Annotated in this window: 20 protein-coding genes and 1 riboswitch; of the genes, 8 read left to right on the top strand and 12 right to left on the bottom strand. The window is 66.9% G+C overall.

The window, feature by feature from the left end:
* Window positions 1–162 precede the first annotated feature (162 nt).
* Window positions 163–1,086 (bottom strand): DMT family transporter, encoded by a 924-nt coding sequence (locus CXY77_RS11020; RefSeq protein WP_104130072.1) that lies wholly within the window; start codon window positions 1,084–1,086, stop codon window positions 163–165.
* Between the two features lie 72 nt (window positions 1,087–1,158).
* Between CXY77_RS11020 and CXY77_RS11015 the strand changes: the two genes are divergently transcribed.
* Window positions 1,159–2,055 (top strand): LysR family transcriptional regulator, encoded by an 897-nt coding sequence (locus CXY77_RS11015; protein WP_104130071.1) that lies wholly within the window; start codon window positions 1,159–1,161, stop codon window positions 2,053–2,055.
* Here the strand turns inward: CXY77_RS11015 and CXY77_RS11010 are convergent.
* The gene (locus CXY77_RS11010; protein WP_104089570.1) at window positions 2,052–2,993 is read right to left on the bottom strand and encodes an aldose 1-epimerase family protein; all 942 of its coding nucleotides are present in this window, start codon (window positions 2,991–2,993) and stop codon (window positions 2,052–2,054) included. The genes CXY77_RS11015 and CXY77_RS11010 overlap by 4 nt on opposite strands.
* 126 nt (window positions 2,994–3,119) lie before the next feature.
* Between CXY77_RS11010 and CXY77_RS11005 the strand changes: the two genes are divergently transcribed.
* Window positions 3,120–3,662, top strand: a complete 543-nt coding sequence (locus tag CXY77_RS11005; RefSeq protein WP_104130070.1) for a gamma carbonic anhydrase family protein — start codon at window positions 3,120–3,122, stop codon at window positions 3,660–3,662.
* A gap of 169 nt (window positions 3,663–3,831) precedes the next feature.
* Here the strand turns inward: CXY77_RS11005 and CXY77_RS11000 are convergent, their stop codons facing one another.
* Together CXY77_RS11000 and glyA are read right to left on the bottom strand one after the other, a co-directional pair.
* Window positions 3,832–4,716: a bifunctional methylenetetrahydrofolate dehydrogenase/methenyltetrahydrofolate cyclohydrolase gene (locus CXY77_RS11000; protein WP_104130069.1), complete on the bottom strand. Its 885-nt coding sequence runs from the start codon at window positions 4,714–4,716 to the stop codon at window positions 3,832–3,834.
* A gap of 205 nt (window positions 4,717–4,921) precedes the next feature.
* Window positions 4,922–6,214: a serine hydroxymethyltransferase gene (gene glyA / locus CXY77_RS10995; protein ID WP_276326780.1), complete on the bottom strand. Its 1,293-nt coding sequence runs from the start codon at window positions 6,212–6,214 to the stop codon at window positions 4,922–4,924.
* A 21-nt stretch (window positions 6,215–6,235) separates the two neighbouring features.
* Window positions 6,236–6,324: riboswitch (ZMP/ZTP riboswitch) on the bottom strand.
* 198 nt (window positions 6,325–6,522) lie between these two features.
* On the opposite strand from glyA, the gene CXY77_RS10990 reads away from it, so the two are divergent.
* Both CXY77_RS10990 and CXY77_RS10985 read left to right on the top strand, forming a co-directional pair.
* Window positions 6,523–7,710: an LLM class flavin-dependent oxidoreductase gene (locus CXY77_RS10990; RefSeq protein WP_104130068.1), complete on the top strand. Its 1,188-nt coding sequence runs from the start codon at window positions 6,523–6,525 to the stop codon at window positions 7,708–7,710.
* Between the two features lies 1 nt (window position 7,711).
* Window positions 7,712–8,356 carry an FMN reductase gene (locus CXY77_RS10985; protein ID WP_092339264.1) on the top strand — a complete coding sequence of 215 codons (645 nt, stop codon included), beginning with the start codon at window positions 7,712–7,714 and terminating at the stop codon, window positions 8,354–8,356.
* A gap of 81 nt (window positions 8,357–8,437) precedes the next feature.
* Here the strand turns inward: CXY77_RS10985 and CXY77_RS10980 are convergent, their stop codons facing one another.
* Entirely contained in the window at window positions 8,438–9,025 is a 588-nt protein-coding gene (locus CXY77_RS10980) for a hypothetical protein (protein ID WP_140425515.1), read from the bottom strand.
* A 1,210-nt stretch (window positions 9,026–10,235) separates the two neighbouring features.
* On the opposite strand from CXY77_RS10980, the gene CXY77_RS10970 reads away from it, so the two are divergent.
* The 3 genes from CXY77_RS10970 (at window position 10,236) to CXY77_RS20860 (ending at window position 12,048) form a co-directional block, all read left to right on the top strand.
* Window positions 10,236–10,724, top strand: coding sequence for a hypothetical protein (locus CXY77_RS10970; protein ID WP_104130065.1), 489 nt, complete (start codon window positions 10,236–10,238; stop codon window positions 10,722–10,724).
* Window positions 10,725–10,862: 138 nt separating this feature from the next.
* The gene (locus tag CXY77_RS10965; protein WP_104130064.1) at window positions 10,863–11,837 is read left to right on the top strand and encodes a DUF222 domain-containing protein; all 975 of its coding nucleotides are present in this window, start codon (window positions 10,863–10,865) and stop codon (window positions 11,835–11,837) included.
* An 88-nt stretch (window positions 11,838–11,925) separates the two neighbouring features.
* Window positions 11,926–12,048 carry a hypothetical protein gene (locus CXY77_RS20860; protein WP_255410018.1) on the top strand — a complete coding sequence of 41 codons (123 nt, stop codon included), beginning with the start codon at window positions 11,926–11,928 and terminating at the stop codon, window positions 12,046–12,048.
* A gap of 336 nt (window positions 12,049–12,384) precedes the next feature.
* Here the strand turns inward: CXY77_RS20860 and mnhG are convergent, their stop codons facing one another.
* The 6 genes from mnhG to CXY77_RS10935 are packed head-to-tail and all read right to left on the bottom strand — an operon-like array spanning window position 12,385 to window position 18,721.
* A complete protein-coding gene (gene mnhG / locus CXY77_RS10960; protein WP_092339272.1) occupies window positions 12,385–12,729 on the bottom strand; it encodes a monovalent cation/H(+) antiporter subunit G in 345 nt (114 codons plus the stop codon).
* Window positions 12,726–12,995: a monovalent cation/H+ antiporter complex subunit F gene (locus tag CXY77_RS10955; protein ID WP_338061543.1), complete on the bottom strand. Its 270-nt coding sequence runs from the start codon at window positions 12,993–12,995 to the stop codon at window positions 12,726–12,728. The genes mnhG and CXY77_RS10955 overlap by 4 nt, the downstream gene beginning before the upstream one ends.
* Window positions 12,992–13,585, bottom strand: a complete 594-nt coding sequence (locus CXY77_RS10950; protein WP_104089559.1) for a Na+/H+ antiporter subunit E — start codon at window positions 13,583–13,585, stop codon at window positions 12,992–12,994. Before CXY77_RS10950 ends, CXY77_RS10955 begins: the two co-directional genes overlap by 4 nt.
* Window positions 13,582–15,189: a Na+/H+ antiporter subunit D gene (locus CXY77_RS10945; RefSeq protein ID WP_104089558.1), complete on the bottom strand. Its 1,608-nt coding sequence runs from the start codon at window positions 15,187–15,189 to the stop codon at window positions 13,582–13,584. The genes CXY77_RS10950 and CXY77_RS10945 overlap by 4 nt, the downstream gene beginning before the upstream one ends.
* On the bottom strand, window positions 15,186–15,731 hold the full coding sequence (locus tag CXY77_RS10940; RefSeq protein WP_092339278.1) for a sodium:proton antiporter: 546 nt from the start codon (window positions 15,729–15,731) through the stop codon (window positions 15,186–15,188). Before CXY77_RS10940 ends, CXY77_RS10945 begins: the two co-directional genes overlap by 4 nt.
* Window positions 15,728–18,721 carry a Na+/H+ antiporter subunit A gene (locus CXY77_RS10935; protein ID WP_104130063.1) on the bottom strand — a complete coding sequence of 998 codons (2,994 nt, stop codon included), beginning with the start codon at window positions 18,719–18,721 and terminating at the stop codon, window positions 15,728–15,730. The genes CXY77_RS10940 and CXY77_RS10935 overlap by 4 nt, the downstream gene beginning before the upstream one ends.
* Before the next feature lie 287 nt (window positions 18,722–19,008).
* Between CXY77_RS10935 and CXY77_RS10930 the strand changes: the two genes are divergently transcribed.
* On the top strand, window positions 19,009–20,568 hold the full coding sequence (locus CXY77_RS10930; protein WP_092339510.1) for an amino acid permease: 1,560 nt from the start codon (window positions 19,009–19,011) through the stop codon (window positions 20,566–20,568).
* Here the strand turns inward: CXY77_RS10930 and CXY77_RS10925 are convergent.
* Window positions 20,565–21,842, bottom strand: coding sequence for an MFS transporter (locus tag CXY77_RS10925; protein ID WP_092339511.1), 1,278 nt, complete (start codon window positions 21,840–21,842; stop codon window positions 20,565–20,567). The genes CXY77_RS10930 and CXY77_RS10925 overlap by 4 nt on opposite strands.
* Between the last annotated feature and the right edge of the window lie 71 nt (window positions 21,843–21,913).

Below are 21,913 nucleotides of genomic sequence, written 5' to 3'. Positions count from 1 at the left end.
CTGCGACATCCACTTGGTGAGTGCCTGCGGCCTTCGAGCCGCAGGCACTCGTCGTTGGTGGAACGGATTCCTGGCCGCGCGCCGAGCCGTGCGCGAGGTGTCCCGCGAATCGGACTGGTGGGCATACACACGTGGCATTCTTCCTCCACCCCCAGCGGATGCCTACCCGACGCGCAGGCGGTGACTCGCCTCGATGCGCTGGCCCCAGAACGTACCCACGATGATGAGCGCGGCCCCGGCGGCGCCGATCAGGCCGAGGGTTTCGCTGCCGAGCGACACCCCCACGAGCACCGCCCAAATTGGCTCGGTTCCCATGAGCAGGCTGGCCCGGGCCGCCGACGTGCGGCGAATCGCCCACATCTGCGCGAGAAACGCGAACACGCTGCAGGCCAGGCCGAGGTAGAACACGCCGATCCAGGCGGCCAGGTTGAAGGTCGTGACGGCGGTGACGAGGCCGGGAAGATCGAACGCGGTGAAGACCGCCGCCCCGACCAGCGCCTGCAGCAGGGTCAGAGTGATGGTGCTGTCGCTGCGGCCCCGAACGAGGTGGCCCATCATGGTGACGTGCAGGGAGCGCACGACCGCCGCCGCGAGAATGAGCAGGTCGCCCACGTTCGGCTGCGCGAATCCGTTGCCGGAGACGAGCAGCGCTACCCCCACGACCGCGAGCACCGCCGCCACGAAGAAGGGGCGCGGCAGCCAGCGGCGGGCCGCCACCGACTCGAGTACCGGGGTCATGATGATCGTGAGGCTGATGATGAGCCCGGCGTTCGTGGCGGAGGTGAACGCCACACCTTGGGTCTCGAGCCAGAGGATGCTCGCCTGAGTGACCCCGAGCAGCAAGCCGACCCCGAGCGCCCGCCAGGTCGGAAGGCGTTCGCGCCGCACGACCCAGACGATCACGAGGGCCAGCGCCGCGACCAGAAAGCGCAGCGCGAGCACGACTGACACGCTCGCCTGCTCGGTCAGCATCTTTGCGCTCAGGTAACTGCCACCCCAGACCAAGGCCACGAGCAGCAGCACGAGGTCGACGCGGTAGCGTCCTAGGTGCGGCAGCAGAGTACGGCGGGTCAGAACGGAAGTCATGAGGCAATGGTGCGCGACGGCATCCGTTAAGTCTAGACACCATTTTATAAACGGATGCTTTAGCCTGAGCTTATGGAATTGCGCCAGCTTGCCGTACTGCGGGAGCTCGGCGAGCGCGGAAGCGTCGCCGCTGTGGCCCGCGCCCTGCACGTGTCGTCGTCGGCGGTCTCGCAGCAGCTCAGCGCCCTCGAGCAACGTGCCGGCGTCAAGCTCACCGAGAAACACGGCCGGGTGCTCCGGCTGACCCCTGCCGGCGTCGCCCTGGCGAGCGCCGCCGCCGACGTCTCGACCGCGATGGCCCGGGCCGACGAGGCCGTGGCCCGGTTTCAAAACGACCCCGGCCTGCCGGTGACCGTGAGCGCGTTCCACAGTGCCGGGCTGGCCTGGTTCGGCCCGCTGCTGAACCGAATGCACTTGAGTGGCGGCCCGACCGTGGGCTGCGGCGACGAGGATGTGCCGCGGGAGCGTTTTGCGGCGCTCGTCGCCGACTATGACCTGGTGATCGCGCACCGGGTGCCGCACGATCCGGCCTGGCCGAATACCGTCGCGGTCACGCCGTTGCTGTTCGAGCCGCTGGATGTGGCCGTGCCGGTCGGGCATCCGCTGGCCGAAAAGGTATCGCTCACCCTCGACGATATTCGAGACGAGCCGTGGGTCACCGGTCACGTTGGGTTTCCGCTCGCCGAGGCGGTGAACGTGGTCGCGGCGGCGGCCGGTCAGCCGCTGCGCATCGCGCATCGGATCAACGAGTTCTTCGTGGCGACGTCGGTTGTGGCGACCGGGGCGGCCATTGCGCTGCTGCCGCGCTACACAATGGCGCCGCGACAGGGCGACGGAGTCGTGCTCGTGCCGTTTCGGGGCCTCACTGTGGGGCGGCAGATCGACGTGTTGAGCCGCCCGGAACCGCTCGCCCGCGCCTCGGTGCGCAGGGTGCTGGCCGAACTCGTCGACGTGGCCGGGCAGCGTTAACGCAGCTCAAACCCGTCATGACGGATGCCCCAGCGCACGATCCACTGCTCCCCCGGCTCTACCCAGTGCAGGCCGGCCCCGGAGTTGAACGCATCGGCGGGAGCGGTCATCGGCTCGATCGCGATCGCGAGGCCGCGCACCGGCTCGCCCGCACCCTGCGTGACCGGAAAGATGCGCGGCGTGAACACCTGCACGTAGCGCATGCTTTCATCGCCCCAGAGGGTGAGGCTTCGGCCATCCGGCGCGGTGAGGGTATGTTCGGCACCGACTCCGACGCCGCCGAAGCCGTCGTCGAGGTCTAGATCCCCGACCAGGGCGCCCGCGCGCAGGTCGAAGCGGGTGCCGTGCACCGGGGTCTCACCAATGGGGTTGAGGCGGTCGTCGACGTCGAGGTGGGTCGCGGCATCCACGCGCACGATGAGGTCGCCCGTGGGCACGTCTCCGATCTTCAAAAACGGATGCGCCCCCACGGCCACCGGCGCGGGCTCCGCTCCCACGTTGCGCACCCGATGCGTGACCTCGAGCCCGCTGGAAGTGAGCGCGTAGGTCACCTCGGTCTCAAGGTGAAATGGGTAGCCGGACTGCGGAAAGACCGTCGCCGCCAGGGTTACCGTGTCTGTGCTGCGCGATACCTCCCGGTACGGCGCGAAGCGCAGCAGCCCGTGGCTGGCGTTCTGCTTGGCCGGCTCAGTGAGAGCGAGCTGGCGGGTGATTCCGTTCTGAGTCCATTTGCCGTCACGAATGCGATTGGGCCAGGGCACGAGCACAATTCCGGCCGCCATCGGCGGTTGCACTGACTCGTCGAAGGTCTCCACCAGGTCTATGCCATTTACGGAATATGCGCGCAGTCCCGCCGCGACCTCGGTCACGACGGCGCGAGCGGGGCCGCTCGGGGTTTCGCGGGTCAACTCATACTGGATTCCGGTGGGTGCACGCATCCGCTCAGTGTATTGCGGGCGGGGCCGGGCATGCCCGACGCGATATAGCTCCGACCCGAGCCGCTGCGGGGTCGCAGGTGCAAACCGAGCCGAGTGGCGCCATCCCTCGGCAGTAGGCTGACGCGTATGACTGCTGACAACGCCGCCCGAATCATCGTCCTGCCGAACACACCGGCTCCAACCATCGCCGAGACCGCGTTCGTCGCTCCCGGCGCCGTGATCGTCGGCAACGTCACCCTCGCCGACCGGGCCAGCGTCTGGTACAATTCCGTGCTGCGCGCGGAACTTGCGCCGATCACGATCGGCGCCGGCTCCAACCTGCAGGACAACGTCTCCTGCCACGTCGACACCGACTTTCCGCTCACCCTCGGCACCGGCGTCTCGGTCGGGCACGGCGCAGTGCTGCACGGCTGCACCATCGAGGACAACGTGCTCGTCGGCATGGCCGCGACCGTTCTGAACGGAGCCATCATCGGCACCGGATCGCTCGTGGCCGCCGGAGCCGTCGTGCTCGGCGGCACCGTTGTTCCCCCCGGTTCGCTCGTGGCCGGTGTTCCCGCCAAGGTGCGGCGCACGCTGACCGACGAGGAGATCGCGAGCATCCGGCACAACGCCACGAGCTACCTGGAACACACCGAGCTGCACCGCGCAGCCGTCGCCCAGCAGTAGCGCAGGAGCCGAGCGGGTGCCGCGCCGGCCTGAATGTCGCCCCCATACCGGAGGCGTCGTTCACAACTGCGGAAATTCCCGTTTCGAGCGGGCGAGACGCCCTGATTTCGCACAAATATTTGCGAAGTTTCCGCAGTTACGCACACTTACTCCGGTACCACAGCTGGCGTTACGCCAGCAGGGACTGCTCGGCGGCCTTCACTACGTTGGAGAGCAGCATGGCGCGGGTCATCGGGCCGACGCCGCGCGGGTTCGGCGACAGGTGCCCGGCCACCGAGGCCACATCGGGGTGTACGTCGCCGGTCAGGCGGCCCTTGCCGGTGACCGGGTCCGTCACGCGGGTGACTCCCACGTCGAGCACGGCGGCACCCGGCTTGATCCAGTCGGCCTGAATCAGGTGCGGCACGCCAACGGCGGCCACGACGATATCGGCCCGACGCACTTCGCCGGCAAGGTCGACCGTGCGCGAGTGGGTCAGCGTGACGGTCGCGTCGAGGCCCTTGCGGGTGAACAGCAGGCCGAGCGGGCGCCCCACGGTGAGGCCGCGGCCGACCACGACGACCTTCTGGCCCACGATCGGCACGTCGTAACGACGTAGCAGCTCGACGATGCCGGCCGGGGTGCACGGCAGCGGTGAGCGCAGTTCGCCCTCGATGCCGAGCACGAGCCGCCCGAGGTTGGTCGGGTGCAGGCCGTCGGCATCCTTCGACGGGTCGATGAGCTCGAGCATCGCGTTCTCGTTATGACCAACGGGCAACGGCAGCTGGATGATGTAGCCCGTGACTTCGCGACTGTTATTGAGGTCGTTGATCGCCGCGCGCACGTCGGCGCTCGTCGCCGAGCCGGGCAGGTCGATGCGCAGCGACTCGATGCCGACCTCGGCGCAGTCGCGGTGTTTGCCCGCCACATAGGTCTCAGAACCCGGGTCATTACCCACGAGCAGGGTTGCCAGGCCGGGCACGACGCCGTGCGAGCGCAGCGCCGCGATGCGGTCCCGCAGCTCGGCCTTGATGTCGGAGGCGGTCTTGACCCCGTCGAGTGTGATTGCCGTCATCGTGGATCCCTACTGTTGTGGTTCAGTTCGGTGCCGTACTTCGGTTCGCTTGGACGGGGCCCAGGCCCCGTCCAGTGGTGATTACCGGGTGCTTGCCGGGTTCATCGCAGGCGGGCGACAGCGGATGCCCAGCCGAGCGGCCGGCGACATCCATCTGCGAGAGCGGATGCCGCGGGCCAGTCAGCGGCATCCGCTTCGACGAAAGTTACTGCTGCAGGCCGGAGTAGAGCGGAAACGCCTGCGTCAGAGCGCCGACGCGGGTGCGGAGCGCTGCGATGTCGGCGCCGGGCTTGAGAGCCTCGGCGATGACGTCGGCGACCTCAGTGAACTCGGCGTCGCCGAATCCGCGGGTGGCCAGGGCGGGCGTGCCGATGCGGAGGCCCGAGGTGACCATCGGCGGGCGCGGGTCGAACGGAACCGAGTTGCGGTTCACGGTGATGCCCACCTCGTGCAGGGCATCCTCGGCCTGCTGGCCGTTGATCTCGGAGTGGCGCAGGTCGGCGAGCACGAGGTGCACGTCAGTGCCGCCGGTGAGCACATCGATGCCGTGGGCACGCGAGTCGTCGGCGGTGAGACGGTCGGCGAGGATGCTGGCACCGCGCAGGGTGCGCTCCTGGCGTTCCTTGAACTCGGGCTCGGCGGCGAGCTTGAACGCGGTCGCCTTGGCGGCGATCACGTGCATGAGCGGGCCGCCCTGCTGGCCGGGGAACACGTTCGAGTTGAGTTTCTTGGCCAGGGCCATGTCGCGCGAGAGGATGAACCCAGAGCGCGGGCCGGCGAGGGTCTTGTGCACGGTGCTCGACACGACGTCGGCGTAGGGCACGGGCGAGGGGTGCAGGCCGGCGGCGACGAGTCCGGCGAAGTGGGCCATGTCAACCCAGAGCAGCGCGCCGACCTCATCGGCGATGGCGCGGAAGGCCTCGAAGTCGAGGTGGCGCGGGTACGCCGACCAGCCGGCGATGATGACCTTCGGCCTGCTCTCGAGCGCCTTGTCGCGCACGACATCCATGTCGACGCGGAAGGTTTCCGGGTCGACGCCGTAGGCGACCGGGTTGTACAGCTTGCCCGAGAAGTTGAGCTTCATGCCGTGGGTGAGGTGGCCTCCGTGGGCCAGCTCGAGGCCGAGAATCGTGTCGCCGGGGGTGGCGATGGCGGAGAGCACTGCCGCGTTGGCGGTGGCGCCAGAGTGCGGCTGCACGTTCGCGTAGGCGGCGCCGAAGAGGCTCTTGGCGCGGTCGATGGCGAGCTGCTCGGCGACGTCGACGTACTCGCAGCCGCCGTAGTAGCGGCGCCCCGGGTAGCCCTCGGCGTACTTGTTGGTGAGCACGGAGCCCTGCGACTGCAGCACGGCGCGCGGAACGAAGTTCTCGCTCGCGATCATTTCGAGGTAGTCGCGCTGGCGACCGAGCTCCTGCTCGAGCACGGCGGCGATCTCGGGGTCAACGACCGAGAGCGGTTCGTTGAAGGTTGACTTCAAGACAGTGGCGGAATCAGGCACGGAGTTCTCCTTATATATGGATGTTGCGGCCCAGGCGTGCGGCCACTAACCGTGTCAGTCGCTCCCCGATGGTGACCCATCTTCGTGCTACGCCAGTTGCGACCCGATTAGTATATCAGCGGATGCCCGCGCCCGCCGCCCAAACATCCGCTCGCGCCTCGTGGCACGCGTCCAGGAAGCTGGCACTGGTTGCAACGCCTGCCAGCTTCGGGGGCACGTGCCGTGAATCTCGAAGGCCGGGAATAGCCGCGCAGGTTCTACCGTTACGATAGATATACATGCAGACGCATAGAAAGTTGGAGGATGGCATGCAGTTCGGAATCTTCACGGTCGGGGACATCACCAGCGACCCCACCACGGGCGACACCCCCACCGAGAACGCCCGGATCAAAGCCATGGTCGCCATCGCGCAGAAGGCCGAGGAGGTCGGTCTCGACGTCTTCGCCACCGGCGAGCACCACAACCCGCCGTTCGTGCCGTCGTCGCCGACCACCATGCTCGGCTACATCGCCGCGAAAACCAAGCGCATCATCCTCTCCACCGCGACCACGCTGATCACCACGAGCGACCCGGTGAAAATCGCCGAGGACTTCGCCATGCTGCAGCACCTCGCCGACGGCCGGGTGGACCTCACCCTGGGCCGCGGCAACACCGGCCCGGTCTACCCGTGGTTCGGCAAGGACATCCGCGAGGGCATCCCGCTCGCGCTGGAGAACTACGCCCTGCTCCGCCGGCTCTGGCGTGAAGACTTCGTCGACTGGGAAGGCCAGTTCCGCACCCCGCTGCAGGGTTTCCAGTCCACCCCGCGCCCGCTCAACGGCGTGCCCCCGTTGGTCTGGCACGGCAGTATCCGCAGCCCCGAAATCGCCGAACAGGCCGCGTACTACGGCGACGGATTCTTCTCCAACCACATCTTCTGGCCCGCCTCGCACACCGCGAAGATGGTGCAGTACTATCGCCAACGCTTCGAACACTACGGCCACGGCACCGCCGCACAGGCCATCGTCGGGCTCGGCGGCCAGGTGTTCATGAGCAAGAACTCGCAGGATGCCAAGCGCCACTTCCGCCCGTACTTCGACAACGCCCCGGTCTACGGCAACGGCCCGAGCATGGAGGACTTCACCTCGCAGACCCCGCTCACCGTGGGCAGCCCGCAGGAAGTCATCGACCGTACCCTCGGATTCCGCGACTACGTCGGCGACTACCAGCGCCAGCTCTGGTTGATGGACCACGCCGGCCTGCCGCTGAAGACTGTACTCGAGCAGCTCGACCTGCTCGGCGAAGAGGTCGTGCCCGTGCTGCGCCGCGAGTTTGCGAAGAACCGCCCGGTCGACGTACCGGATGGCCCCACTCACGAATCCCTGCGCCTCGCCGCCCACACTCCGGTTGCCGCTACGACCGCGCTGCCTGACGACCTCGACACCGCCGCCGCCATCGCACCCGCCCGAACCGGCGCCGCCTTCGGCCTCACCCGCACCACGCAGACCGGAGCCTGAGATGACCACGACCGAGCGCACCCTCGCGGTCGTTTCGGCCGGCCTGAGCCAGCCGTCATCAACTCGGCTGCTCGCCGACAAGCTCACCGCTGCCACCGTGGCGCGGCTGACCGACGAGGGTGTCACGACCCAAGTGGTGACCTACGAGCTGCGCGACTACGCGCAGGACGTGATGAACAACATGCTCACCGGTTTCGCCAGCCCGCGGCTGCAAACGATGATCGAGGCCGTCACCGCGGCCGACGGCCTCATCGCCGTCACACCGATCTTCACGACCAGTTACAGCGGCCTGTTCAAGACGTTCTTCGACGTGATCGACAACCGCTCTCTCACCGACCAGCCGGTTCTGATCGGCGCGACCGCGGGAACGGCCCGGCATTCCCTGGCCCTCGACTACGCGCTGCGCCCTATGTTCACCTACCTGCACGCCGTTGTCGTGCCCACCTCGGTGTTCGCCGCCTCGGAGGACTGGGGCAGCGGCGACGGCGGAGTGGACAGCCGGCTGGCCACCCTGCCCGCCCGCATCGAGAGGGCGGCCGGTGAGCTGGCGACCTTGGTGGCCGCGTCGGACCGGTCGAGCCGCGTGCCCGACCCGTTCGAGCTGCCGGCCGGCTTCAACCCTGCCGGTTTCAGCCCGTCTCGATAGTCACGGCACTCGTTCCAGGTCATGGCACCCCTACGTAGAGTGCCCTGATCTCTAACCGGTGCCGCGACGCGGGCAGGTACGTCAGCAGCCGGGTCCGCGAGGGTTGGCGTTGCAGTCTTCGGCCACGAGCACAGTGGATTCCGTCGCCGCGACCACGGCGAACGGCGCGGAGGGTACGGTGACGATGCCGTCGACGGGTCGCCAGCCCTGGTCGCCGAAGCTGTAGTCGGCGCGGTAGTCGACAGTGAGGGTGACCGAGTAGCTGCCTCTCGCGGCGTACTTGTGGCTAGTGGGGGTGCTGGAGAATTCGGTGAGGCCGAGGTCGGCCCAGCTCGCCCCACCGTCGGCGGATACCGCTGTCGTGCCGTCGCCGTAGTCCCAGCGGTAGCCGATCGGCGTGAACATCACCTGGGCCGGTTCGCCCAGCAGTAGTCCTTCGCCGATCTGAGCGGATGCCGCGGCCCAGAAGTTCGCGGCCAGCCCAACGATCGCCCAGCCATTGGGCTCCATGCCGGTGGGGGCGGGGTAGGCGGGAAAGTTCTGCAGGTCGGAGACCCGCACGATGGTGTCGGGAGAGCATCCGGCGCACGGGACCGCGGGTGCGTTGTGCTGGGCCAAAGGCAGAAATGTGCCGTTGCCGCAAGGAATCGTTTCGATTCCGGGCTTCATCGGGTCGCCGTTTGCGCACACTGTCGGCAGCGCGGGCGTGACCGACCCTCCACCGGAACCGTGCTGCTTGCCGGCAGACTTGCCGCTTCCTCGTACGCTAGACCCCGTGGCGGTCTCTGCGGTCAGGTCAACGCCCGGTCCGGCCACAACGGCATGCGAAGCGGGACATGTACCGTCCGTTGTTTCAGCTCGGGTACACCCCACAGCGGTTGCCGCTACTGGAGATCCAATAATGCCGAAGGCTACGAGCGCGATGCAAGCACTCAACAGAAGTTTCGACCGGACCATACGTTTTCCTTATCAACTAAGAGATGAGATGAGTTCGAATCGCTGGAGACGAAAGTCACCTGTAGCGGAATGCGAGTGAGCCGGTCGCTCGGCGTGACATCGATACCAGACGCATCGAACAGTCGAAGGCCTGAAACATCGGAACACATGTAGACCTCGACTTCTGCGTGGCCATCGCCTGCGTCTGTATACCTAATGAGCGCAATTGAATCAAAGGTGGAAGCACCTTCCCCAAGATGCCCCGCTGTCGTGAAATTCGCGAGTCCAGCGACAACCTGTGGCAAGTAACTTCTACTGACTGACGTGCTCAGCGCAGTCAAATTGTCGGGGCTGGTTTTGTGCGTCATCACGTCGTCCGAGAACGACGCATATGCGGCGTAAGCCTCAGTGGCCGTGGCCAGGGCCTCGTCGTTTGAGGCGAAGACGGGGGTAGTGTCGGTCGGTGCCGCCATCGCGTCAGGGACTGGCTTGGGTGTGGCGCTGGGTGCTGGGGCGGGTGTGGCGGAGCATCCGCTCAACGCGCCGGTCGCGAGGGCTATCAGGAGGGCGCTGAGCACGGCGTTGTGCAGCGTTTGGTGACGCGAGGGGTTTCGCATGGGGTCAGAGTAGACGGGTTACTACAATCCTGCCGAGTGTTTCCACAGGCTGGTGCGGAGGTCCAAATCAGGCTATGGGCAAAGCGAAACCCGAACCTCGGGTCGCCGGGCATCGCGTTTCGACCGTGCAAACCCCACGGGACGGGGCAACACCAACGTGCGCTGGGCCACAACGATCGTTCCGGTCAGCGTCGAAGAACGAGAGATCGCCGAAGACTCATCGACTTGTCGAAACATTTCTTTGGGTTTTCTTTGCCGGTTTTGCCGGTGTTGTGCTTTTATAAGTGACATTTTCTCGTGTCGGTGGTTGGGTGTTGAGTTGAAGCATGAACAACCTGGCGATGGAGCTCACTCGGGCGGCGAATGCTGTCGCCGCTCTCGGTGGGTCCAGCGCTGAATTCGCCGGACTGTCCGATACAGAGGTGCTCGCCGCGCGCGTGCCGATTGCGGCGTTGTTGCGGCTGACGAACACGGCGGCCGCCCTGCTGGCGGGTACGAACGCGGAACGGTCCCGGCCGCAGCTAGGACAGTCCGGTTTGGCAGCACGGCCGGGGTTCGGCAACCCGACGTTGATGGTGCAGCACGCCACCGGTCTCAGCCGCATCGAAGCGGGACGGCTGGTCGCCGTCGGCGTGCTGATGAGCGAGACGGAGACGGCCGAGCGGGACGCCGCGGCAGCCCGCGAAGCGGCGCAGGCCGCGCAGGCAGCCGCGGAGGCCGCGGAGGCCGCGGCACAGGTTATGGCAGAGGCTGCCGCGGCCGCCGCTGTGGACGCGGCAGCGGAGGCACAACAGGCCAAGTGGGAAGCCGCTTAGTGGGAGGCGCGGGAGACCGATCGGGCCGCCGCGCGGGCAGAGCTCCACCCCGACCTGCCGCTGCCCGCTGCTCCGCCCTGCCCCGTTCCGGTTGTCACCATCGCCCCTGTAGTCTCCGTCACATCCGTGCCTCCGGTTATGCCGGTCATCCCGCCAGTGGTGGTGCCGTGGCAGGCGCCGATCATGCACGCCGTCGCCGACGGTATCTTCTCGCCCGGCGTCGGCGACGCCCTGCTGCGGGGCCTGGGCACCCTCGACCAATCGATCACGGCCGAGAAGCTCGCCGCCGCCCTGCAGCTGCTGCTGGTCGAGGCTCCGGGGATGAACACCGAGCAGGCCTACAAGCGCGCCAGACGGCTGCGCGACGAGCTCGACGCGGCGAGCATCCTGGCACGGGAGAAGCAAGCCCGCGACGACACCACCTGGTCGCTCTGGCGGCGCGCCGACGGCGTGGTCACCCTGCACGCGCTGCTGCCGCCCGAGCAAGGCGAACTGTGGATCGCCACCTACGACGCCCTGACCAGCCCGCGCCGGGGCGGGGTGCGATTCGTCGACCCGGACCGGGCCGCGTGGGTGCAAAGCGTGAAAGACGACCCGCGCACCGTCGACCAGATCGCCGCCGACAGCTTCACCCAACTGCTCAAGCTCGGCGCCGACGCCGACCCCAGCACCCTGTTCGGCGGCCTCCGCCCCGTCGTGCAGATCATCGTCGCTGAACGCGACCGCCCCACCACCGGTACTCCGGCGCCGACCGGTACGGTCGGTACCGCGGATGCCCCGCCCGCGACGCCGGCTGAAACCACGGGCGCCACCCAGACCACGAAGAACACGCGCGCGGCTAAGGCCACCAGCACCACCGGGCCCTTTGGGTACTTTGAGGGAAGCCCGGCCCCCCGTATCGAAAGAGACGATCGACCGACATCTGTGCGACGCCGGTTACCTCGGCATCCTGTTCAGCCAGGACGGCCAGCCCCTCAACGTCGGACGCGACGAACGCCTGTTCAACCGGGACCAACGCCGAGCCCTCGCCGCCCGCGCCGGCGGATGCCGCTGGCCCGGCTGCGATCGACCACCGTCCTGGTCGGAAGCGCATCACGTCGAAAACTGGGCTGACCTCGGACTTTCTAACATCGACCACGCCATCCTGCTCTGCGCCCACCACCACCTGCTGCTCCACAACAAGCACTGGAAGATCCTTCTCTTGGGAGGCTTGTACTGGCTGCACCCCCCGGTCGAGATCGACCCCGAGCAAACGCTGATCGCGCTGCCCAGCAAGAACCCCCTCCTGCAGGTGCCCCTCTTGCAGGAGCCCATGCTGCTCTAGCCGCCGCGGTAGAACGTTGCCCGTGCGCCACCGCAAGCCGGGTCGCGTTGGACGATGCCGGTCTCGGCGAGCTCGACCAGCGACATGTCAGGGCCACACACGCAACGTCACATTGGACGATGGCGATCTCGTCTTGGGCCCACCTTATGACCGCGGGCCCAGTTTATAAACTGGGCCCAGGGACGGGGCCCAGGCCCCGACCGCAAAAAGAGCACCGACGCGCGACCCGACAAACACCCGTGCGGCGCACCGGTCGACGGGTCAGCGGTCGGCGGCGCACCGGTCGACGGGTCAGCGGTCGACGGGTCAGCGGTCGACGGGTCAGCGGTCGGCGGGTCAGCGGTCGGCCCGGCGGTCCTTCAGCTCGTCGACAATGAGCAGGTCCGGCCGCAGGTGCTCGGTCTCGTACGCGGCCCGGCCCACCAGGTGCGCGGCCATCGGCGCGGTCAGGGCTTGGAAGACCACAATCGCGACCACGAGAGTCACGGTTCCGACCGAGAAATTGTTGATCGCGACATCCGCTGTCACCGCCATGAGCCCGAAAATCTGCGGCTTGGTCGCGGCGTGCAGTCGCGACAGTACGTCGGGAAAACGGATGAGCCCGATTCCGGCGGCCAGGCACATGGTCGCGCCGGCTAGCACGAGAATTGCGGTCAGCACATCGTGCAGAACGGCGCTCATGCGTTGTCCCGACCGGGCAGAAAGCGGGCGACGCTGAGCGAACCGAGCACCGCGAACAGCGCCAGCACGAGCAGCACCGGCAGGGTGTCGGTGTGCCGGTTCAGGGCCATCTCGGCGCCGAGGGCGCAGATGATGGTCGCCACGAGCACGTCGGAGGCGATGACCCGGTCGAGCACGCTCGGTCCAATGACGATGCGGTACACCGACAGGAGCGCCCCGACCGCGAACATGACCGACGCGACCACGGCCACAATCTGCAACATCATGACAATTCCTTTCCTGATCGACGAGCACTGAGCCGGTTTGCGGGCAGCACCCCGCGCATCCGCTCGACGTCTTCGTGCGAGCCGAACCCGCGCACGATGCGCCGTTCGGTGTCGAGTACGCGCCGCCGAAACTGCTCGATATCGCTGGCGCTCTGCATATTCAGCACGTGCAGGTACAGGATGGACGATTCCCGGTCGATGTCGACGACGATCGAGCCGGGCACGATCGAGGTGGCCACCGCCGTCCAGGTGAGAATTAGGTCGCTGCGCGTGCGCAGCCGTATCTCCAGGATCGCGTTCGACGTGACCAGCCGGGGCTTGACCGCGAGCCAGGACACGTCGACCGACGCCCGCACGATGTCCACGATGAGCCGCACGAAGAACACCACGGTGTGCAGCGGATGCACGCGCCCGCTCAGCTGCACCGGCACCAAATAAAACGCCACGGTCACGACGATTCCCACGACGAGCCCGACCAGCAGGTTGAGCCAGGAGAACTCGCCCCAGAGCAGCATCCACAGCACGATCAGGGCGATCAGCGGCGGAATTTGATTGCCGACGGCTTCGAGGCGCTCGCGCGGAGTGGTCACTTGGCGCCGCCCTCGAAGTTGGTGCCCACATTACTGTCGGCGATCGACCCGGTTCCGTTCGGGAACACGGCATCGATGTAGGTCGACGGCGAGCTGATGTTGGCGGCGGCCCGGGTGGCGAGGTCGAAGATCGGACCGGCGAACACGGTCAGGCCGAGGGCCAGCACGAGCATGGACGTGGTCGCACCGACCATGAGCGGGGAAACCGTCTTCTTCAGCACGATGCCCTCGTCCTGCGGGTCTTCCACGAGCGACGCCGACATCGACGAGGTGTAGTCCTTCACTTGTTTCTTCGGCCGCCAGAACGCCATGTTCCAGGCCCGGGCCAGGGCGTAGAGGGTGAGCAGCGAGGTCAGTGCGCCCACGCCGATCAGCACGTAGATGATCGGGTCGCCCACGATCGTGCCGGCCTGAAACAGGGCGATCTTGCCGAGAAAGCCGGAGAACGGCGGGATCCCACCGAGGTTGAGCGCGCCCAGAAAGAACAAAATGGCCACGAGCGGTGACGATTTCAGCAGTCCGCCGAGCCGCGACAGCGAGGTGGTGCCGCCGACCCGGTCGATCAGGCCCGCCGCGAGAAACAGGGTGGTCTGCACGGTGATGTGGTGCACGACGTAGAAGATGGTCGCGGCAATGGCGAGTGGGGTGCCGATGGCGATGCCGAAGAGCATGTAGCCGATGTGGCTGACCAGGGTGAATGAGAGCAGCCGTTTGATGTCGGCCTGGGCGAGCGCTCCCAGAATGCCGACCAGCAGGGTCAGCCCCGCCACGATCATGAGTGGCATCGAGAACTGATTGTCTGGAAAGAACAGGGTCTGGGTGCGCAGGATCGCGTAGACACCGACCTTGGTGAGCAGCCCGGCGAACACCGCGGTGACCGGCGCCGGGGCGGTCGGGTAGGAGTCCGGCAGCCAGAACGACATCGGGAACACGGCGGCTTTCACCCCGAAGGCGATGAGCAGCAGCAGCCCGAGGATCAGCTGAATGTCGGCGGGGAGGTCGGGCATCCGCTCGGCGATGAGGGCGAGGGTGACCGTGCCGGTGGCCCCGTAGATGAGGGCGATCGCGCTGAGAAACAGCAGCGACGAGACCAGGCTCACGACGATGTAGGTGATGCCCACGCGAATGCGCGCGCCGGTACCGCCGAGGGTGAGAAGCACGTAGCTCGCCGACAGCAGCATCTCGAAACCGACATACATGGTGAACAGGTCACCGGCAACGAAGGCGTTGAACAAGCCGGCGGCCAACACGAGATACGTGGGGTGAAAGATCGAGACTGGAGTCTCGGTGTCACCGTCGACGATGCCCTGGCCCACCGCGAACAGCAGCACGCCGAGCAGCATGAGCGCCGAGATGAGCAGCATGAGCGCCGAGAGTCGGTCGACGACGAGCACGATGCCCCACGGCGCTTCCCAGCCCCCGACCTGCACCACGACGGTTCCAAACCGGTCGACCAGCGCAAGCAGCACTGCGCTCATCACCGTGGCGGCGGCGAGGCTCAGCACGCTCACCAGCACCTGCAGGCGACGACGCTGGCCGAGCATCAGCGCGACGGCGGCACCGAGCAGCGGCAGGCAGACGATGAGGGGTACGAGGGCGGTCATCGCGCATCTCCCTCGGGCTTTTTCGACGCAGCGCGAGCGGATGCGCCGGCGCTGCCGGCCGCATCCGCTTTGCTGGAGACGGTGTCTTCATCGCTCGTGGCGCCGTCGCCGCGCTCGAAGTCATCGATCGACTCGGCGACCGCGTCGTCATCATCGGAGGAGGAGCGGAAGGTGGCGTCGGCTTCGTCGGCACTCTCGGTGGCGTGCTCGTCGGTGAGGGTGTCGCCCTCATCGCCGAGCTGGGCCAGCCACCACGAGCGATAGATCAGGGCGAGCAACAGCGCGGTGATGCCGAAGTTGATCACGATCGCGGTGAGCATGAGCACCTGCGGAATCGGGTCGACCATGTCGGCGACGCTCGAGCCGGTGACGATCGGCGAGCTTCCGGGCCGGCCGCTCATGATGAAGATGAGCAGGTTGGTGGCGTTGCCGACGAGTAGGAAGCCGATCAGTACCCGGGTGAGGCTGCGTTCGAGCATCACATAGACGCCGGCCGCGTACATGACGGCCATCACAATGACGAGGGTGAGGGAGGCGCTCATTGGGATGCTCCTCCGTTCGAGGAATCGTTCACGGGGCTGATGCTCACGCCGGCAGCCGTGTCGGTGGGAGGTTCGGCGTCGGTCGCCGGGGCCGGTCGCGGCCCGACCTCGTCATTTTCGCTCTGCCGGTCGATTTCGCTGCCGAGGCTGCGCAGAATGTCATAGGTCAGCCCGATGACAACGAGATACACGCCGATATCGAAGATGGTAGAGGTACCAAACGACAGGTCACCGAGCACGGGCACGGACGCCGTGAAGTAGGCCGATTCGAGCGGGATCCCGTCGAAGAACAGCGAGACGACGGCCATTCCCACGGCGAGAATCACTCCCAGACCCAGGATTTTGCCTGGATCGATCGGCGCCGCTTCGCTGAGCTCGTAGCGTCCGCCGGCCAGATACCGGGCCACCAAGGCCAGGCCGGCCAGCAGTCCGCCAGCGAACCCTCCGCCGGGCAGGTTGTGACCGGCGAACAGCAGGTAGATCGACACGATCATCGCGGGGTGGAAGAGCAACCGCACGAGCACTTCAATGAGAATCGACCGGCTGCTTGGGTCGTTTTTACGCCCGGCGAGGAGAAAAGCCTGCCGGGTGACGGCGTGGCCCTCACTCGATAGCTCGGGGTCGGCGACGACGCGACGACGGTTCGCCACCGAGCGCAGGCTGCGGGATTCCTTCAACCTGGGCACGACCGAGTTGCGGCCCGACACGAACAGCAGGCTCGCAACGCCCGTGGCCACGACGATGAGCACCGAGACCTCACCCATGGTGTCCCAGGCGCGAATGTCCACGAGCATCACGTTGACGATGTTGTCGCCGTGCCCGTCGTCGACCGACAATCGGGGCAGTGCGCCGGCGATACTCGCGAAGTCCCGCGCCCCGAGCGCGATGAACCCAATGGTGCCCATGACCAGGCCGACCAGGCTGCCGATCAGCAGGCGACGCTTGCGGCGCACCGGTTTGTTGTGCTGGGCGATGTTCGCGGGCAGTCGGCGCAGCACGAGCACGAAGATCACCAGGGTGATCGACTCGACTAGGGCCTGAGTGAGGGCGAGGTCTGGTGCCCCGTGAAAAGCGAACAGGGCGACCAGGCCGTAACCGGTGACGCCTGCAAGAATCACGGCGGTCATCCGCTGCCCGACCCTGGCCGCCATCACCGCGCAGATTCCCATAATCAGGGCAATCAGTACCTGACCTGGGTAGTCCCACAGCACGATCGCGTCCGGCCAGGTGCGGTTGACGAAGGCCGCAAAACCGAGGGCCAGCACGAAGACGGTAAGGATGGTGCCGAGGTACTGCGGGAGTCCGCCCTGCTGCGCGAAGTGGGTGACGCGGGCCGCGATGCGGTCGACGGCGCGGATGGCCTTGCCGTAACCGCGGCCGGCGTCGATGTAGTCGGGAACCCTCGCCTGCAGTTTCGACACGCCGCGGCGGGCTCGAAACAGCAGCGCGCCGAGCAGCAGCACGGCCGCACTCAGGTAGAGGGCCGGCTCGAGCCCGTGCCACAGCGCGAGATGGTACGGCGGTTCGGTGACGCTGCCGGCGCCCGGAACGGTGTCGGCATAGGGCGCGAGCAGCGGATCGAGCATGGAGGCGAACAGACCAAGACCAATGGTCGCGACGGTGAGCACCCCGGGCGCGAGCAGGGTGTCCCAGGGGCTCGCGTGCAGCACGGTCTGGGGCTGTTCCTTGCGCCTGCCGAAGGCCCCCCAGAAGAAACGGATGCTGTATGCCACCGTCAACACGGACCCGACGGCCGTGCCGATGAGCGCCGCGTAGCCCCAGCCGGACCCGCCGACGCCGGCGTCGAGCAGGGAGGTGAACACAGCCTCCTTGGCGACGAAGCCGAACAACGGCGGCAGGCCGGCCATCGACGCGACAGCGATGAGCGCGATGACGGCGAGGCCGGGAGCTGTGCGACCGACGCCGCTGAGCTTCCGCCAGTCGCGGGTGCCGGCCCGGTGGTCGATCACGCCGACGACGAGGAACAACGTGGCCTTGTAGAGGGCGTGAGCGAGCAGCAGAGCGGCGCCGGCGAGGGCGGTGTCGCGGGTATTGAAGCCGATCGCGATCATGAGAAAGCCAAGCTGGCTGACCGTGCCGTAGGCGAGCAGAAGTTTGAGGTCGTACTGGCGCAGGGCCCGCCAGGCGCCGACGACCATGGTCCAGACGCCGAGGGTGACGAGCACCGGCAGCCAGCCGTCGCTGTCGGCGTAGCCAGGGGCGAGCCGGGCGACGATGTAGATGCCGGCCTTGACCATGGCGGCGGCATGCAGGTACGCGCTCACCGGGGTCGGCGCGGCCATCGCGGCCGGCAGCCAGAAGTGGAACGGCACCAGCGCACTCTTGGAAAGCGCACCGACCAGGATCAGCAGCACGGCCCAGGTGCCCATGGTGCCCGTCACCGGGTTGGCCACGATATAGGCGAGGCTCGTAGTGCCGGAGGCGACCGAGATCATCACAACACCGACCAGCATGACCAGCCCGCCGAAGGTCGTCACGATCAGCGCCTGCAGGGCGGCGCCGCGGCTCTCGCGTTTATGCGTGTAATGCCCGATCAGCAGATAGGAGAGCACGCTCGTGATCTCCCAAAACATGAACATGATCACCAGGTCGTCCGCGGTGACGAGGCCGTACATGGTGCCGGCAAAGGCGAGCAGCAGCGCGGCGAACCGGCCGAGGCTGGGCTCATCATCGGTGAAGTAGCGGGCGCAGTACACGAGAACCAGGGCGCCGATGCCCGTCACGACGAGGGCGAGCAGCCAGGCCAGCGTGTCGACCCGAAAAGACAGGCTGATACCGAGCTGCGGAATCCACGGGATCGACTGGGTCACGGCCCCGCCGGCGGTGACCGTGGCGGTCTGGGTGAGCGTGTACGCGAAGGCCCCGGCCGGCAGCAGGGCGATCAGATAGAAGACGCGGGTGCCGAGACGCCGGGTAAGCCAAGGCGTGAGCACCGAAAGAACGACAAACGCGAGGAGGAAAAGAACCATGCGGCCTCCAGGCTTGTCAGGTCGGGGTATGAAGGTCTAGTCTACCCGCCTACAGGCGGCCCCCCGCCGGGGGTTCTGGCAACGCGCTCAGCGCAGGGCTCGGGGCCGCAGAGTAGGGTTGCGCTATCCCCCGGCCGACGCCGCACACCGCCAGAAGCGCGCGTGCGTGCAGTTTCCGGCCACTTCCCGCGCCACTCGAATCGTTTCTCACACGAAGCCTTCTGCGTGACCGGCCAGCGAAATCGAGTACCGTTTTGAGCCCCACCCGCGGCCAGCAGCCCTCATCCATGCCCGCGTCGGGCGATTCGTCGTCGGAACCGCACGGTCACCACGACCACGCGATTCCGCCCGAAGAAACCCCGTTCGAGCACATCGAAGACGCCCTGAGCGTGCACGAGGATGACGCCCTGCACAAGGGACTCAAGTCTCGCCACGTGCAGATGATCGCGATCGGCGGTGCGATCGGCACCGGCCTGTTCCTCGGTGCCGGCGGACGCCTCGCCAGCGCCGGTCCCGCCCTGGTGTTCGTCTACGCGATCTGCGGTTTCTTCGCCTTCCTCATCCTGCGGGCGCTCGGCGAACTGGTGCTGCACCGCCCGAGCTCCGGCTCCTTCGTGTCGTACGCGCGCGAATTCTTCGGCGAGAAGACTGCTTTCGTCACCGGTTGGCTGTACTGGCTCAACTGGGCCATGACGGCGATCGTCGACGTGACCGCGGTGGCGCTGTACATGAATTTCTTCGCCACCTACTGGGCGCCGTTCGGCGAGGTGCCGCAGTGGCTGTACGCCCTCGCCGCACTCGCCCTGGTGCTCTCGCTCAACCTGCTCTCGGTCAAGGTGTTCGGTGAGATGGAATTCTGGTTCGCCCTGATCAAGGTGCTCGCCATCGTGGCATTCCTGATCGTCGGAACCTGGATGGTCATCTTCGGCACGCCGCTCGACGGGGCCACCGCCGGTTTTGCGCTGATCGGCGAAAACGGGGGCTGGCTGCCCAACGGGCTGATCGCATCCGTTCTGGTGGTGCAGGGCGTTGTGTTCGCGTATGCCTCGATCGAGCTGGTCGGAACGACGGCCGGGGAGACGAAGAACCCCGAGAAGGTCATGCCGAAGGCCATCAACACGGTCATCATTCGCATTGCGGTGTTCTACGTGGGGTCCATTCTGCTGCTCTCGCTGTTGTTGCCGTACACGGCATATAAAGCCGGCGAAAGCCCGTTCGTCACGTTCTTCGGCACGATCGGCATCGACGGCGTCGACGTGATCATGAACCTCGTCGTTCTCACCGCGGCCTTGTCGTCGCTGAACGCCGGTCTATATTCCACCGGGCGCATACTTCGATCGATGTCGCTTGCCGGCTCAGCGCCGCGTTTCGCGGGCAAGATCAGCCGCAACGGAGTGCCGTTCGGCGGCATCCTGCTGACCGGGGTCGTGACCCTGCTCGGGGTGGGCCTGAACGCCATCGTGCCTGACGAAGCTTTCGAGATCGTGCTGAACATGGCGGCGATCGGCATCGTGAGCGCCTGGGGCATGATCGTGCTGTGCCAGCTGAGGTTGCAGGCCTGGGCCAAACGCGGCATTCTGGTGCGCCCGGTGTTCCGCATGCCGTGGGCGCCGTACTCGGGCTATCTGACGCTCGTGTTCCTGGCCGGTGTGCTCGTGCTGATGGCGTTCGACTGGCCGGTCGGCACCCTCACGATCAGCTCGCTCGTGCTCATCGTTCCGGGACTGATGATCGGCTGGTACGCCTGCCGCGGTCGCATTCTCGAGATCGCCGCAGCCCGCGACGGCTTCACCGGCCGCGTGCCGGTCGTGGCCAACCGTCCGCTCTCCGACCGTTCGCGCGACTAAGCGGATGCGGCCTGGCGCGCCTGGGCGCGCTGCGTCATGAGGTCAGTGACCACCACGAGCACGAGGGCAACGACCAGCAGCCCCACGTAGACCAACGGCACCCGCTCGAGCCCGACGCTGTCGATCAGCACCGCACCGAGCAGTGCACCACCGCCGATGCCGGCGTTGAACGCGGTGGTGTAGAAGGCGCTTGCGGTATCGCGGATGCGCGGCGACGCGGCGTGCAGCATCCGGGTCTGCATCAGCGGAGGGAGCATGCCGAACGCCATGCCCCAGAGCACGAATGCGATGAGCGCCACCGGCAGGGTCGCCGTGAACGCGGCGAGCAGGCTCACGCTGAGGGCGCTCACGGCGAGGCCGAGAATGAGGCCGAGGCTCGGGCGCGGGCCGAAGACCGTGCCGACGAGCAGTAGTCCCACCGCGCCGGCCACACCGTAGGCGAACAGCATCGGGGCCAGCAGTTCGGGGTCAATATTGAGCCCGTCGAGCAGGAACGGCGCGATGTAGGTGTAAAAGCTGTAGTGGCCGATCATGGTGATGCCGGTGATGATACAGATCAGCACCACGGCCGGCACGGTCGCGTCGCGCGGCTGACGGGTTTTCGGTGCGTGAGCGGATGCCGCGGCGCCGGTGGAATACCGCGCGACCGGTGGTAGAAACTTCCAGACCAGAACCGCACCCACGAGCATCAGGCCGGCGAGCACGACGAAGGAGAGCCGCCAGCCGAGCAGGTGTCCGCCCGCGGTGCCGAGCGGCACCCCGAACACGAACGCGAGCGTGCCGCCGGCGACCGTGATCGAGACGGCGCGACCGATCTGCGCTTTCGGCACGAGGTGCCCGGCATAGGCACCCACCACCGACCAGAACAGTCCGTGCGCGACGCCGCCGAGCACGCGCGCGGCGACGACGAACTCGTAGGTCGGCGCGATGGCGGTGAGAATATTGCTCACCGCGAAGATGATGAGCACGACGATGATCAGCCCGTGCCGCGGAAAGCGGCGGGTCCAGATGGCGACCGGTGCGCTCGTGAGCACCACCGTGAACGCGAACCAGGAGACCAGCAGCCCGATCTGCGATTGGGCGACACCCAGGCTGCGACTCATCTCGGGGAGCAGCCCGGTCGGCAGCATTTCACTCGTGACCGAGAGAAAAACGGCGGCAGACAGGGTCATCAAACCGACCCAGGGAAACGGCGGTTCAACCCGGTCTGAGCGAACGGACGGCGCGACCGGGATCGAGCCGGTGGGCAAAAAGATATTGGCGGTGTTGGTCATGGCTGCATTCGAACTGGGCCGAAGAGGACGACCGGTGGGACCATTCACACCGAGATCGAAGCCACTCGACT

Source organism: Cryobacterium sp. N21 (assembly GCF_002929575.1).
Classification (GTDB): Bacteria; Actinomycetota; Actinomycetes; order Actinomycetales; family Microbacteriaceae; genus Cryobacterium; species Cryobacterium flavum.
This window is presented reverse-complemented; position numbering and strand designations above follow the sequence as displayed.

What these genes read in the sequence shown, in the direction of transcription:
- CXY77_RS11015 (WP_104130071.1), top strand. Translation starts at nt 1,159, where the DNA reads ATGGAATTGCGCCAGCTTGCCGTACTGCGGGAGCTCGGCGAGCGCGGA.
- CXY77_RS10925 (WP_092339511.1), bottom strand. Translation starts at nt 21,842, where the DNA reads ATGACCAACACCGCCAATATCTTTTTGCCCACCGGCTCGATCCCGGTC.
- CXY77_RS10945 (WP_104089558.1), bottom strand. Translation starts at nt 15,189, where the DNA reads ATGACCGCCCTCGTACCCCTCATCGTCTGCCTGCCGCTGCTCGGTGCC.
- CXY77_RS11005 (WP_104130070.1), top strand. Translation starts at nt 3,120, where the DNA reads ATGACTGCTGACAACGCCGCCCGAATCATCGTCCTGCCGAACACACCG.
- CXY77_RS10965 (WP_104130064.1), top strand. Translation starts at nt 10,863, where the DNA reads ATGCCGGTCATCCCGCCAGTGGTGGTGCCGTGGCAGGCGCCGATCATG.
- CXY77_RS10930 (WP_092339510.1), top strand. Translation starts at nt 19,009, where the DNA reads ATGCCCGCGTCGGGCGATTCGTCGTCGGAACCGCACGGTCACCACGAC.
- CXY77_RS10970 (WP_104130065.1), top strand. Translation starts at nt 10,236, where the DNA reads ATGAACAACCTGGCGATGGAGCTCACTCGGGCGGCGAATGCTGTCGCC.
- CXY77_RS10955 (WP_338061543.1), bottom strand. Translation starts at nt 12,995, where the DNA reads ATGATGTTGCAGATTGTGGCCGTGGTCGCGTCGGTCATGTTCGCGGTC.
- CXY77_RS10980 (WP_140425515.1), bottom strand. Translation starts at nt 9,025, where the DNA reads ATGAAGCCCGGAATCGAAACGATTCCTTGCGGCAACGGCACATTTCTG.
- CXY77_RS10985 (WP_092339264.1), top strand. Translation starts at nt 7,712, where the DNA reads ATGACCACGACCGAGCGCACCCTCGCGGTCGTTTCGGCCGGCCTGAGC.
- CXY77_RS10940 (WP_092339278.1), bottom strand. Translation starts at nt 15,731, where the DNA reads ATGAGCGCCTCCCTCACCCTCGTCATTGTGATGGCCGTCATGTACGCG.
- CXY77_RS10935 (WP_104130063.1), bottom strand. Translation starts at nt 18,721, where the DNA reads ATGGTTCTTTTCCTCCTCGCGTTTGTCGTTCTTTCGGTGCTCACGCCT.
- CXY77_RS11010 (WP_104089570.1), bottom strand. Translation starts at nt 2,993, where the DNA reads ATGCGTGCACCCACCGGAATCCAGTATGAGTTGACCCGCGAAACCCCG.
- CXY77_RS10990 (WP_104130068.1), top strand. Translation starts at nt 6,523, where the DNA reads ATGCAGTTCGGAATCTTCACGGTCGGGGACATCACCAGCGACCCCACC.
- mnhG (WP_092339272.1), bottom strand. Translation starts at nt 12,729, where the DNA reads ATGAGCGCCGTTCTGCACGATGTGCTGACCGCAATTCTCGTGCTAGCC.
- CXY77_RS11000 (WP_104130069.1), bottom strand. Translation starts at nt 4,716, where the DNA reads ATGACGGCAATCACACTCGACGGGGTCAAGACCGCCTCCGACATCAAG.
- CXY77_RS11020 (WP_104130072.1), bottom strand. Translation starts at nt 1,086, where the DNA reads ATGACTTCCGTTCTGACCCGCCGTACTCTGCTGCCGCACCTAGGACGC.